This window comes from Anatilimnocola aggregata, assembly GCF_007747655.1.
Classification (GTDB): Bacteria; Planctomycetota; Planctomycetia; order Pirellulales; family Pirellulaceae; genus Anatilimnocola; species Anatilimnocola aggregata.
The window spans coordinates 5,644,953-5,656,942 of the sequence record NZ_CP036274.1 but is presented as its reverse complement, the minus strand read 5'-3'; the positions used below and the strand labels follow the sequence as shown (position 1 = coordinate 5,656,942).

Here is an 11,990-nt window from a genome sequence, read left to right as displayed (position 1 = left end):
GGCGGCTCGAAGATTAAAGTCCTCCGCGCAACAGATTGAAGGGCATTTTCTTTGCCTTTCCGGCACTCTTCGTGAGTTCAGCGCTGTTCAAAATCTGCCCGCTGACACAAGAGGTTGCTTTCTCGTGATTGGCGTCACCCACTCCTAGATCAACTCATTCGATGTTTCAAAAGTCCATAATATTGGTCGGCATAGTAAAATGGATTTCGATTCGACCTACCTTTGGAAACTCAGAAGTGAACAACAACCGGAGCGTCGGAATAATCGGAGCAGGAATTGCAGGGCTCGCCTGCGCTCACACGTTGCGCAGTTCAGGTGTCCAGGTGAAAGTGCTGGAAAAGTCACGCAGCGTGGGCGGCCGCGTGGCAACTCGCCGGATCGATTCGGGAGTCACCTTCGACCACGGGGCCCAACATTTCACCGTTCGCGATCCGGCATTCAGATCGCAGGTGAAGCGGTGGTGCGAAGCGGGTACGGCCAAGCTCTGGCTAGGGCGGATCGTAGCCTTGAAGCAGGGAATTGTCACCGATCTCCATGAGCCGACAGAACGTTATGTCGGCGTCCCAGGAATGAATGCGATCGCGAAGTCGCTGGCCACAGGACTAGACGTGCACACGAACGTCACGGCTCAAAGCATCAGGCGTTCGGATGGTGCCTGGCAGGTTCAGGACACCCTCGGCATTCAGTATGGGCCGTTCGATTTGCTGATTTCTACAGCGCCGCCACTCCAGACGGCAAAGCTATTTGGCGACAAATCTGCCGCGATCGAAAGCTCGCTGTCAAAAGTCACGATGGATCCCTGCTGGGCGGTGCTGCTACAAATGTGCGAGCGCCTAGAGACTCCGTTTGACGCAGCGTTTATCCACGATTCGCCGCTGAGTTGGATAGCGCGAAACTCCAGTAAGCCTGAGCGTCATGCGGCCGACTGCTGGGTGCTGCATGCCTCGCCGAAGTGGTCACGCGATCACCTGGAGGAATCAGTTGAGACGATTGCCAAGACTCTGGAAGCGGAATTTTGGCAAGCAATTGCGCAAGCTCCACAACCGCTCGAATTCGTGATTGCCCATCGCTGGCGTTACGCTTTGCCTCAAGAGCCGCTGCCGCAACGATTTTTGCTCGATGGCGATTTGAAATTGGGAGCCTGTGGAGACTGGTGTGGCGGTCCTCGTGTGGAAGGGGCTTTCCTCAGTGGCCTGGCACTCGCCGCAGCAGTGCTCGAAATGAATGAAATCCCGGGTTAAGAATCACCTTGCGAACCGTTGAATTGGCCGATCTCAATTCAAGTCGAAAGAGATGTGATCGGACGATTCATGGGCTTGCAACCACCAAATCGCGCAGGCACTCCAAGAGTTGCCGGGAAGGAGAAGAATAGGGACGGTTGTTTCAGCGTTACGATGACCAGGCGATCCACAACACCAAGATCCCACGCAGGCTCCAAACGAAGGTGCGCAACCAGTTAGTCCAGACGAGTCGCTGGTGAACAAGCGGGTCAAAACTACGCGACAAAACTTCGTGGCAGGGAACCTGGACGAAGGCCGTCGACAACCAAATGACTCCCAATAGCGCCATACCCGTCCAGAGGGACCACCCGGGGACACTCGGCGGGTGGAACCAAATCAGAAGCATCGCCGTAGCCCCTTCAATCAGCATAGGGGGCCCGACTACCCAGGTGGTGAGAGCGGTGTGGCGCTGTTCGTAGGAAGAAAACTCCTGACTGCCGACGTTGGCAAAGAGTGGGTAGTGCACGACCGGCACAAACCAAATGAGCCCCAGCATGTACAGGGATGATCCGAGGTGGGCCAGGAACAAGAGCCGGATGATTGGGTCGTTCATCTGAGATCCTTCAACACGGCTTCCGCGGCTCGACGTCCCGAGACCATCGCTCCTTGGATGGAAGCGTTGTCGCGATGATCCCCGCAGACGTAAATTCCGGGCTGCCAACGAACGGAGCGTTCTGGGACGTTTAAGGCGAGTGGCGTCTGAACGGGCAGAGCGTAAGGAATGGCATACGTCCGTAAGTGAAGCCAATCTTGGACCGCGGAGCCGAACCACTCGCCCAAGTGTGCATGCACCTCCGCCAAGAGGCGATCGGGATCGTTCGCGGTGCCCACGACCGTCGCCGAGACTAGGCACTTGTCGGCCGGGCCATAGGAAGGGGCGGCGACGGTGGGGAAACAGAGATTGTTGATTGGGCCGCGACCATCGCCGTTCAAGACGAGCAGCGGTTGGGCAATGGGCGGACGCGATGCTGAAAAATAGAAGCACGTCGTGCCTTGTCCTACCGGGGAAATGGAGTCACCCAGCAGTTCTGCCGCCATGCGACCTTCGACCGCCACCAACACGGACTTGCCACCGAGCTCTTCGCCGGTGGAGAGTGTCACCGAACCAGGCTTCACTCGCACCACCCTAGCTCCCAGCCGAATACTACCGGGCGGCAACGCGGCCGCCAACTGTTGTGGGATTGCTTCCATCCCCTCGGCAGGCAGACAAGCATTTCCCAGGGAGAACATGCGAAACACGAAGTTCAGCATGCGGCTGGAGGTCCGCAGTTCGGAGTCGAGAAAGATGCCGCCCAGAAACGGGCGAAAGAACCGCTCGATCATCGACTCCGAGAAGCCCGCATCCTGAAGGGCCCGGAGGGATGTGGTTTCGGGGTCGCGAAAACGGTCCTCAATGGTGCCCCGCAATGCTCTTGAGCGAAAACTCGCGACCCGTAACTTGTCGGCGAGGGAGCCTATCGGAGACCACAACGAACGAATGGCGGATAGCGGTCGTCGCCAGGGATCAGTCAGTTCGTGAAATCGACCACCGTAGCGAACCAGAGCACCGGGCAGGAACGGCTTCAAGTCCAACGCCTCATAATCAAGAATCGCCTTGGCTTCCGGGTAACTGGTCAAGAAGACTTGAAAGCCTCGGTCCAGGCGAAATCCATCCACATTGTCGGTACGGATCCGGCCCCCAACACCATCGGAAGCCTCCAGCACCAGGCAGCGGATGCCATGATGTTGCAATTTGCGTGCACAGCACAACCCGGCTAGCCCCGCCCCGACGATCAAAACATCATGATTCATACTGAGTTGTCACCTCTCGCTCGCTGCTAACGCACTCGTCCATTCCCTGGACTCGATCAAGCTTCGCGTCTTCTCATGGCGGTAGGCGAACATGGCTTCCAGTTTGCGGCGCACAAGCCAGCCGCCGAGCCACCGCCCAATCACTCCCAAGGGAACCGCATATTCGACCTCATCCCTCAACGGGGTTCCGCCCTGACCATCGTCAAGGAAACGATGGCGATGATACCAATAGGCGAACGGACCTGACTCCTGAAGGTCCGCGAAAAGATGCGGCGGATCATATTCGGTGTGAATGGCGACCCACTGAATCGGCATGATTCCGAGACTCCCGCGAAGGACGACCCGGCTGCTGGGCTGCAGGGACCCGGCTGATTCGACCAGTTTTATGTTCTCCCACGGTGGGATGAGCTGTTGCAGAGCATCCGGGCTTTCGTGAAAGCGAAAGACCACATCCGGTGAAGCGTTAATTTTGGTCTGCTTAACGAACTGCTGACGCGCAATTCCCGTCGGCTGCGATGTCGCTCTGTAGTGCTTCGCTGCCTCAAGCAGGATCATCATGAACGGAATCCACCACAGCAGGTCGTTGGTCAGAATCGTCAATCCAAAGAGAGGTGGAAATGTCCCGCGCAGCAGCGCCACCAAGAACCCGATTGGTCCGAATACTTTTCCCAGCAGCCCAACCAGTACGATCGGCCAATGCGTGCGCGAATCACTGGCCGCGATGAGATAACCAATCCCGTAAACGCCGACGATCATCCCCACACACTGCCAGATTTCGGGGTAATTGATCCGTTCGGCACCGGTGAGGTCGAATAAGAGGTGGGGCCACGCGATCGCAAGTGCTCCCCACGCTAGGTTGTAGATGCCTGCAGCCCAGAGCCAACGACTTGCCCAACATGGCGATTGGGCCAACTCTTGCGAGAAACTCATGCCACTCTCTTTGCTTTCGATCATGGCGAGGATTCCTCTGCTTGGGTCTTCGGCGCGACTGACTCGCCCACGACGACGCGCTGGGGTGCTGAATCGAGAGCGGACGATTCGGCGGCGCGGCCCAGATTTCGCAACATGCCGGCGAAGACGAACTGGTGAAGCGGATAGATGCCGTACCAATACAGCAGCCCTGCGAGTCCTAGAGGATCGAAAATCGCTGTTTGGCGAATGGTGCTCCCTTGCTCACAGGGAGTGACCTCAAATTCGAGCCAGGCGCGGCCCGGCAGTTTCATTTCCGCCTGCAGTCGCAAACGGTGGGGCGGGTCGCAGGCTTCGACACGCCAGAAGTCGAGCGGATCGCCGACATGTAGATTCTCCGGATCGCGCCGCCCGCGGCGCACACCCACGCCGCCGATGATCAAATCCAAGAAACCGCGCAGCGACCACAGCCAGTTCCCGTAGTACCAACCGGTCCGTCCGCCAATCCGACGGATCGGTGCGAACGCCTGTTCCGGCGGAACCTTCAACGTGATCGTGCGAGAATCAACGAGGCGAGAACCGAAGCGGGTGCCTCCCCAGTCGCGTGGCGCGCCCGCCGAAGACAGGGCGTCCGACCAACTTGTCTCCGCAAACTCGCGATCCTCGTTTACCAGAGCCCGGGCGATGGCTTCGCGCAGCGAGCGCGGACGGACAGGAAATGTCTTGGCAGCGAGATTGTTCGAAATGAGCGTGGGGTTCCGTAAGCTTTCCACCAGTTTTCGGCCGATCCGGGCATAGAGCGGCGTGACCAAACCGAGCCACAGACTGGAGAGGTAAGGTGTCAGTAACGGGACGGGAATCATCCAGCGCGAGAGTCCCCGCTGTCGCGCGTACTCTTGCATGATCTCGCCATAGGAAACTTGATCTGGTCCGCCAATCTCGTAAACCAGGGATGAACCAGACGGCAGATCTAAAGCCGCGATGAGGTAAGCCAAGAGGTCTTCGATGGCGATCGGTTGAGCCTTCACTTGCACCCAACGTGGGCAGATCATGATCGGCAGCCGTTCGACGAGCGAGCGGATCATTTCAAACGACAGACTCCCCGAACCGATCACGATCGAAGCTCGGAACTCGATCACCTGAGGATGGTGCTCGCGCAACACGTCTCCCGTTTCCTGACGACTGCGAAGGTGCTTCGAAAGCTTTTCGTCGGGATTTCCCAGGCCCCCCAAATAGATAATTCGCCGCACGCCTGCGGCAGCCGCCACTTGAGCGAAATTCGCAGCGGCGACTCGATCCTGCTGCTCGAAGTCTCGGCTCGCTCCCATCGAGTGCACGAAATAATAAGCCGTATCGACATCGGCGAGTGCCCTAGCGAGGGATTCGCGATCCAAGACATCGCCGGCGACAATTTCGGTGGTCGCGTTCGTCCGGTCGCTCAGAACTTCGGGGCGGCGAGTCAGACAGCGCACTCGCACCCCTCGGTTTTGCAGCACCGATAACAATCGTCCGCCCACGTAACCGGTGCCGCCGGTAAGCAAGATCAGTCCCGGCATTCCACATTTCCTCCCCGACGGTCCCGAACTGGAACTCCCACCAACGACCGTGAGCGTCGTGGTGAAACTGCGTTCACGGGAGAAACAGACGAACCAGGTAGTGCGGCCGAGGGAACACCTCGACCTCTCCCAGCCATCTTACCCGGACAGACAGTCGAATATCCTCGCGCCCCAGAATGGCGAGGAGCGGCTGCACCATGGATTTCCAGCCCCGCCGCAGCCCGAATAGGTTCCGCATGTCGGAGTTGAAAGTGACGTTGCCGTCCTGGGCGATGAGGCTAACCGGCCGGCCGTTCAGGAAACCATCCAGTCGACCGGCCATGGTCAGTTTGGGCGCTGCGCCTTACCCGCCGTTTGAATTTTCACGGTACCGCTGAGAACCCATTCGGCGTGTTCGGCATTGGAACCGGTTCCGCTGGGTATCTTCACATGCATATCGACAAACTCGTAGGCGATCTCGGCGTTTCTGCCGGTCAAACGGTCGTACAATCCGATCGCCAGATCAGGCCAGTTATTCGTGTGCTCAGAGGGCATGTGTATCTCGCAGTTAGTTGTTGATTACATGAAACTCCAGTCCACTTCAGAAGTGGACCGGAGTCGAACAATGACGGTGGAGGGCTACTTGGGCAGCATGACGGCGTCGATCACGTGGATCACCCCGTTGCTGCACTGGATGTCCGTCTTCACTACGTTGGCGTCATCCACTTTCACACCGTCCGTAGTGTCAATTTTCAGATTTTGTCCCTGGACCGACTTCGCGGCCTTCAGTTTGACCACGTCGGCCGCCAATACTTTCCCGGGGACGACGTGGTAAGTGAGAATGCCTTGGAGCTTCCCCTTGTTTTCGGGTTTGAGCAGGTCCTGAATGACCGCTGCCGGGAATTGCGCGAAGGCCGCGTCGGTGGGCGCAAAAACCGTAAAGGGTCCCGCCCCCTTGAGCGTGTCCACCAAATCCGCCGCCTTGACCGCGGCCACGAGGGTCTTGAATGAGCCGGCGGCAACTGCTGTGTCTACGATGTCTGGCATCTCGCTAATTCCTTGAAGAAATAGGTAGTCGTTGAACGCTTTACAAAAAACGTCCAAATCGTTCATGTCTTCTAACCCGAGACGCGGGCCCTGAATTAACCCGAATAATTTGAAATCTGCCGAAATGGGCGATTAGTTGGTGGTCGAGTTTCGTGAGGCACTGCGCCACCGCAAAGCGCCGGCGAACGAGAAGAGCGCTTGCACGATTACGGCCACGGGCGCACAGATCAGCAGTGCAGCGACAAGGAAAATGGCTCCGCCGACCCAATCCAAGTCGAAACGCGCGCGTCCGTGAATCGTTTGCCACAGTGCGTGGACCAGGAAGAGAACTTGAGACCAGAGTGCCGCATGAATGAGCCCAGCTGACCTTGGCACGTGCAGCTGGTGCAGCAGCCAAGCGAGAATCGGCAACGTTTGAATGGCGTGCAGAGCAGCTCCGTGCGGGTACTTCAAAACGCCCGCAGGCCCCCAGACCTCGGGCAGCTTGCCCGCCGCCAGGTTCCGCTCTCCTAGAATCGTGATCATGATTCCCAGTCCGCAGGAGAGGGTGAGCAGCCACATCCCTCCGCGCAGTGCGATCGCGGTCGCATGGTCCATCGCCGGGAGCCAGCAGGTCCGCAAGGTCAGCCACACGATGCCAGCCGTGACCAGCAAGACCAGCCCGAGCATCACTACTTCGACGGCGGCATCGAAGGTCGTCGTGCGATTGAAGTGCGAGGGGACTCCCCGCCACTGCTGCACGGTGATCAGTCCGACTTCAAGCAGCAAGCCGCCGGCCAACCCGCAGGCAAGCCAGCGGTCCAGCCGATGTGGATGAAGTTTGGTCATGACCCAAGCGATGGACCAGGCCGTCAATCCTGCGGAAACGCCAAAGAGTCCAGGTTTGCGGAGCGACAACGGGCCGTTCCAATCCGCTCCGGTCAACGCCATCCACGCCAGGTGAAAAGTACCGCTGCCGAGGAGCAGAGCGCCCATCCACAGGACCGGTTGAAATGCCGTCCAGTGATGTTCGCGAACGAATTCCGCTGATAAAGGCACCGCAGGCTTTGCCATGCAGAACTCTATCGGCGCGGCAATACGTGCCCCAGTCCGCCATCGATCCCAATCACCTGGCCGGTGATCCAGTGGTTTTCGGGATCGAGCAACCAGGCCACCAGCGAGGCCACCTGTTCGGTTTCGCCCAGCCGCCCCAACGCATGCAGAGCGGTGGACGCTGCGGCGGCGGCTGGATTCTCCCAAATGCGGCGCGTCATCGGGGTGCGAATGAGTCCCGGGCTGACAACGTTGACGCGGATATTGTGGTGAGCATAGGTGGCTGCTGCTGAGCGAGCCATACCGATGACGCCCGCTTTGGCGGCGGCGATGGCTTCGTGATTCTGAATCCCCACCTCCGCAGCCGCCGATGCAAACAGCACAATCGCTCCCCCGCGCTCTCGCAGGAGCCTGGCCCCGGCACGCACTGCTGCAAAGGCGCTGAACAAATTGGTTTCCAGGACCTGGCGGAACTCGTCGTCGCTGGTGGCATGCGCGGGCTTGAGCAAGACCGAGCCAACGCAGTTCACCATGCCACCGAGACCGTCGTTCGTTGCCAAAGCAGACATCAGGGCGTCTTCCAGCGACTGAGAACTGCTGAGGTCGGCTGCAGCGAACGGCTGGCTCAGTTCAGTGCCGAGCTGTTCGAGTTTTTCCCCATTCCGACCGATCAGCAGCACGTTGCGACCATGTCTCACCAATCGACGTGCAAGCGCGCCGCCGATGCTGCCCGTAGCTCCGAGAATTGCGATGCGGTCCATATGGCTTTCCTCGACACGAAAGGGCAAAGGAGCACGTGCCGATCACCCACTAAGTGGGGCTCCGTGACAGAGGATTCAGGCGAGAAATGGCTCGGGTAGACCAACCCCGAGTTCCGACCGAATTGAAACGCACCATTAACCCGATCAGGGGTTTGTGAAATCCTTGGCAAGTCGTTCATGAAGGGGATCGGGCTGACGGCTTAGTTGTCGTCACTCGACCTTGGCCAGGAGTGGCAATCGTTCGCGAGACGACACCACCACTCCACCAGGTTTTTCGATTGTGACCGCAAACATGAAGGCGTCCTGAACTCGCAGCTTAGCGTGGATCGGGATGATCACTTCTTCTGAAGTTGCGATGTCAAACACCCCACCATCGATCGGCGTCTTGTCGCTTTGATTTTTGTCGAAGATCCACAATTGGTACTGCTCTTTCGTAGGAGTGTTAACCGGCAACCCACGAAAACGCATAAAACCCTGTTGCCGCGGACCACTCCAGACCACATCGCCCGTCGCATTCCCGATGGGCGTGGTTCCCGCCGACCAATTCGCCTGTACAAGTCCTTCTTTGGCTGCAATCAATTCGGCCCTCAATTGGGCGACGTCTGGGCCTGCGTTCTCTGCCGGTCGGTTAGAGACCCAGGTGAACACCGCGAGCATTAAGCATGCGGCGGAAACTAGCCAGGGTAGATATTGGCTTACACCAATCGTAGCTGTCGCATTGATCGTGGGCTTGGCCACCGAAACAATAGGCTTGGTAGCCAACTCTTGTTCGGCTCGAACTCGAATCGCTCGACGCAGATGTTCCGGCAAGGGTTCCGATGGCATGTTCGACCAGACCACATCCAGGTTAGCGACCACAGTGTCGAACGGATCAAGTTCTTCGGCAGGCATCTGACGGGCCGAGTCGTCGTATTCCGCCTGCTCCTCCGCGGTCAGGCCGAACAGCAGTCGTGCCACCTGCAGTTCTTCCCAGCGATTGGGGTCGGTGGTTGAGTGTTTGCTCATAGCACTTCCACTCCTTGCGGACGCCGCTGGCCGCGCACTTGCATGCAATCTCGGAGCTGCAACAAGCCACGTCGCGCGTGGGTCTTGACCGTGCCCAGGGGCAACCCCGTCTGTTCGGCAATCCGTGACTGAGGCAAGCCATGATAAATCGAAAGTTCCAGAACTCTTCGTTCGTCGCTCCGCAAATGCTCGAGGCACGCCGTGGCACGTGAACCTTCTTCCGCCAACTCGGCAGCCGGCGTCTGGGGCGGACCTGCATATTGCAAGGCCATCTCATCGATGGGATGTGATTCTAATTCGCGGCGAGATTTGCGGAGCCGATCGATTAAACGACGACGAGCCAGCATGGCTACGAAGGTTGTTTCGCCGGCGACCTCCTCGCGAAACCGATCCGCATTTTTCCACAAGTCAACGAAGATCTCCTGAACAGCGTCTTCGGCGTCGGCTACGGAGGGCGAGAGTCGTCGGGCCAGCGACCACACGAGGCCACCATATCTCTCGATGCATTCGTCGACGGCGCTTGAATCGCCGCTCGCGATGCGAGGCAAAAGCGGAACTTGCAAATCAACCTCCCCTTGCAGGGCCAGCAATGCGACGAGGCCGGTAGCACTACCGACCTCGTCGACGTTGGATCATCGATCGTGCTGCGAACTACTTCGGCAGGATGACCGCGTCGATCACGTGAATCACGCCGTTGCTGGTCTCAATGTCTGTCGTGACAACATTCGCGTCGTCGACACTCACTTTGCCCTCTTTGACAACGATCTTAACGGCAGATCCTTGCACGGTTTTGGCCTCGGTAAGCTTGACGACGTCCTTTGCCATCACTTTACCCGGTACGACGTGATAGGTCAGGACGGCAATCAGCTTCTTCTTGTTTTCCGGCTTCAACAACGATTCAACCGTGCCTGCCGGCAGCTTGGCAAACGCTTCGTCCGTTGGAGCGAACACTGTGAACGGACCCTTGCCCTTCAACGTTTCGACGAGGTCGGCAGCTTTTACGGCCGCCACCAGCGTCTTAAAACTGCCGGCACCAACCGCCGTGTCCACAATGTCTTTCTTCTCTTCAGCACCGGCAATTGCCGAGGCACCCAACACGACTGCAAGCGCCAACATACGAGCTACAAACGACTTCATGTTCAGATTCCCTTTGCGAATGGTTCGGAATTTTCCAGGCTAAAAAACGATTTTGTCGACAAACGTGAGCTGCTCTCCCTAGCGTTCGCTCAGACCTCGCCAGCGGATTCAAAATAAGGTTGAAAATCGAGTGCGAACTGCGGATCGAATGACAGTGACTCCAGCTTCGGTCGCGCTGGTAGATCGGTATAACTCGCAAACGGATCGGCCGTTTGTGGTTCCGAACAGTAGCTGTTACCTGATGTGTGGGCGCATCCGGCGTTAGGTGCACAGAGTTATCGGGCACCAAAGGAAACTGGATCGCTTCCGATCCGTAGAGGTGGTGCTACCTGAAACGGTAAGGAGCTTTTTTTCCTGAAAAGATGAATCCGCCAGCGAACTTCCAACGAATACCGATTACTGGGTTGGTTTATTGACGGCATTCGAAGTGGGCGTTTATCCAGCATTTGCCCGTCGCACCTGACGCGGTGCCGTGAAGATCGGACAGTTTTTCATCGAGGAGTACAATTAATGTTACGGATGCTAATGTTGCTGCTGTTCGCTTCGCTGACTGGACTGTTGGAAGTTTCGCTCAGTGACGAGCCGGCTATAGTTGAAGATTCGATGAATTCTCAATCGGCGAAATTGATTGCGGACGGCTTTGCAAAGGCGAAAGATCAGCCGGCCGCCGAACGCCTGCAGACATTCCAGGCCGTCGCCAAAGTCGTTCAAGAAAAGTGCGCCAAGAATGTGTTGATCGCGGAGCAACTGCAAGCCGCCACGAGCGGTGAAACTTTGGAGACAGCCCTCAGCGCGTCATATGATCTGCTGACGTTCAAAATGAAGAAAGAGGCTGACCTGCCCGCGGGGTTTCCCGAGCCGACGCCAGTGGGAGAGATCGAATTGAAACAGTATCCCGCGTACCGCCTGGCGCGGACGGCATCAGAAAAGAACTCTGGGTTTTTCAAGCTCTTTGCCCATATCACGTTGAACCGTATCGAAATGACTGCCCCGGTGGAAATGACGTATCGTGCCAATGACAAGCAGGTACTGGAGCAAATCGATATGGCGTTCATCTATGGCGATACGAAGTTAGGCAAAACGGGAGACAAATTGGGGGGCGTGACGGTACAAGACATTCCCGCTTTGACGACAGTTTCCATCGGATTAAAAGGGGACAACGATCGCGTGAAGCTATCTGAAGTTGAACGACGGCTAGAGCGCTGGCTGGCGCAGCACGCAACTGATCATGAACGGGCGGGAAATTTACGTGTGCTGGGTTACAACAGCCCTCAAGTGTCGCCCGACTCACGCTATTATGAAGTCGAGCTGCCGATCAAAATGAAGTGAATATCTCGATTTTCAACCGGATATCCGTTCGGAAAAGCAGTGGGGGACGGACTAGATCGCTGACAACTCCTGAAATTCGGTAAAGGGAATGCCGATGAATGCCCTGCCAGTCACCGAACTAGCAAGCAAGCGGTTCAGCATGCGTTGAAATTCAGTCAAGAGGG

At 57.5% G+C, this 11,990-nt stretch carries 14 protein-coding genes; 2 read left to right on the top strand and 12 right to left on the bottom strand.

The window, feature by feature from the left end; translation table 11 throughout:
• Positions 1-161 precede the first annotated feature (161 nt).
• Positions 162-1,241, top strand: a complete 1,080-nt coding sequence (locus tag ETAA8_RS21165) for an NAD(P)/FAD-dependent oxidoreductase (RefSeq protein ID WP_145092953.1) — start codon at positions 162-164, stop codon at positions 1,239-1,241.
• 148 nt (positions 1,242-1,389) lie between these two features.
• On the opposite strand, the gene ETAA8_RS21160 is transcribed toward ETAA8_RS21165, so the two are convergent.
• From ETAA8_RS21160 to ETAA8_RS21105, 12 genes are all read right to left on the bottom strand, one after another.
• A complete protein-coding gene (locus ETAA8_RS21160) occupies positions 1,390-1,833 on the bottom strand; it encodes a hypothetical protein (protein WP_145092951.1) in 444 nt (147 codons plus the stop codon).
• A complete protein-coding gene (locus ETAA8_RS21155) occupies positions 1,830-3,071 on the bottom strand; it encodes an NAD(P)/FAD-dependent oxidoreductase (RefSeq protein ID WP_145092948.1) in 1,242 nt (413 codons plus the stop codon). The genes ETAA8_RS21160 and ETAA8_RS21155 overlap by 4 nt, the downstream gene beginning before the upstream one ends.
• 9 nt (positions 3,072-3,080) lie before the next feature.
• Entirely contained in the window at positions 3,081-3,827 is a 747-nt protein-coding gene (locus ETAA8_RS21150; RefSeq protein WP_202921152.1) for an SRPBCC family protein, read from the bottom strand.
• Between the two features lie 194 nt (positions 3,828-4,021).
• Positions 4,022-5,536 (bottom strand): SDR family oxidoreductase, encoded by a 1,515-nt coding sequence (locus ETAA8_RS21145; protein ID WP_145092945.1) that lies wholly within the window; start codon positions 5,534-5,536, stop codon positions 4,022-4,024.
• A gap of 73 nt (positions 5,537-5,609) precedes the next feature.
• The gene (locus ETAA8_RS21140; protein WP_145092942.1) at positions 5,610-5,858 is read right to left on the bottom strand and encodes a hypothetical protein; all 249 of its coding nucleotides are present in this window, start codon (positions 5,856-5,858) and stop codon (positions 5,610-5,612) included.
• A 2-nt stretch (positions 5,859-5,860) separates the two neighbouring features.
• Positions 5,861-6,070, bottom strand: coding sequence for a hypothetical protein (locus tag ETAA8_RS21135; RefSeq protein WP_145092939.1), 210 nt, complete (start codon positions 6,068-6,070; stop codon positions 5,861-5,863).
• Between the two features lie 84 nt (positions 6,071-6,154).
• Positions 6,155-6,628 (bottom strand): fasciclin domain-containing protein, encoded by a 474-nt coding sequence (locus ETAA8_RS21130; RefSeq protein WP_202921151.1) that lies wholly within the window; start codon positions 6,626-6,628, stop codon positions 6,155-6,157.
• Positions 6,629-6,694: 66 nt separating this feature from the next.
• The gene (locus ETAA8_RS21125) at positions 6,695-7,615 is read right to left on the bottom strand and encodes a hypothetical protein (RefSeq protein WP_145092936.1); all 921 of its coding nucleotides are present in this window, start codon (positions 7,613-7,615) and stop codon (positions 6,695-6,697) included.
• 8 nt (positions 7,616-7,623) lie between these two features.
• Positions 7,624-8,355 carry an SDR family NAD(P)-dependent oxidoreductase gene (locus tag ETAA8_RS21120; RefSeq protein ID WP_145092933.1) on the bottom strand — a complete coding sequence of 244 codons (732 nt, stop codon included), beginning with the start codon at positions 8,353-8,355 and terminating at the stop codon, positions 7,624-7,626.
• 210 nt (positions 8,356-8,565) lie between these two features.
• Entirely contained in the window at positions 8,566-9,360 is a 795-nt protein-coding gene (locus tag ETAA8_RS21115; RefSeq protein ID WP_145092930.1) for an anti-sigma factor, read from the bottom strand.
• Positions 9,357-9,923, bottom strand: coding sequence for an RNA polymerase sigma factor (locus tag ETAA8_RS21110; RefSeq protein ID WP_145092928.1), 567 nt, complete (start codon positions 9,921-9,923; stop codon positions 9,357-9,359). The genes ETAA8_RS21115 and ETAA8_RS21110 overlap by 4 nt, the downstream gene beginning before the upstream one ends.
• An 88-nt stretch (positions 9,924-10,011) precedes the next feature.
• On the bottom strand, positions 10,012-10,497 hold the full coding sequence (locus ETAA8_RS21105; RefSeq protein ID WP_145092925.1) for a fasciclin domain-containing protein: 486 nt from the start codon (positions 10,495-10,497) through the stop codon (positions 10,012-10,014).
• Positions 10,498-11,022: 525 nt separating this feature from the next.
• Here ETAA8_RS21105 and ETAA8_RS21100 point away from each other — a divergent pair.
• Positions 11,023-11,826: a heme-binding protein gene (locus ETAA8_RS21100; protein ID WP_202921150.1), complete on the top strand. Its 804-nt coding sequence runs from the start codon at positions 11,023-11,025 to the stop codon at positions 11,824-11,826.
• Positions 11,827-11,990: the final 164 nt, after the last annotated feature.

Coding starts and splice junctions, on each gene's coding strand:
- ETAA8_RS21145 (WP_145092945.1), bottom strand. CDS start 5,536: ATGCCGGGACTGATCTTGCTTACCGGCGGCACCGGTTACGTGGGCGGA.
- ETAA8_RS21120 (WP_145092933.1), bottom strand. CDS start 8,355: ATGGACCGCATCGCAATTCTCGGAGCTACGGGCAGCATCGGCGGCGCG.
- ETAA8_RS21165 (WP_145092953.1), top strand. CDS start 162: ATGTTTCAAAAGTCCATAATATTGGTCGGCATAGTAAAATGGATTTCG.
- ETAA8_RS21115 (WP_145092930.1), bottom strand. CDS start 9,360: ATGAGCAAACACTCAACCACCGACCCCAATCGCTGGGAAGAACTGCAG.
- ETAA8_RS21125 (WP_145092936.1), bottom strand. CDS start 7,615: ATGGCAAAGCCTGCGGTGCCTTTATCAGCGGAATTCGTTCGCGAACAT.
- ETAA8_RS21100 (WP_202921150.1), top strand. CDS start 11,023: ATGTTGCTGCTGTTCGCTTCGCTGACTGGACTGTTGGAAGTTTCGCTC.
- ETAA8_RS21105 (WP_145092925.1), bottom strand. CDS start 10,497: ATGAAGTCGTTTGTAGCTCGTATGTTGGCGCTTGCAGTCGTGTTGGGT.
- ETAA8_RS21160 (WP_145092951.1), bottom strand. CDS start 1,833: ATGAACGACCCAATCATCCGGCTCTTGTTCCTGGCCCACCTCGGATCA.
- ETAA8_RS21135 (WP_145092939.1), bottom strand. CDS start 6,070: ATGCCCTCTGAGCACACGAATAACTGGCCTGATCTGGCGATCGGATTG.
- ETAA8_RS21155 (WP_145092948.1), bottom strand. CDS start 3,071: ATGAATCATGATGTTTTGATCGTCGGGGCGGGGCTAGCCGGGTTGTGC.
- ETAA8_RS21130 (WP_202921151.1), bottom strand. CDS start 6,628: ATGAACGATTTGGACGTTTTTTGTAAAGCGTTCAACGACTACCTATTT.
- ETAA8_RS21140 (WP_145092942.1), bottom strand. CDS start 5,858: ATGGCCGGTCGACTGGATGGTTTCCTGAACGGCCGGCCGGTTAGCCTC.
- ETAA8_RS21150 (WP_202921152.1), bottom strand. CDS start 3,827: ATGATCGTCGGCGTTTACGGGATTGGTTATCTCATCGCGGCCAGTGAT.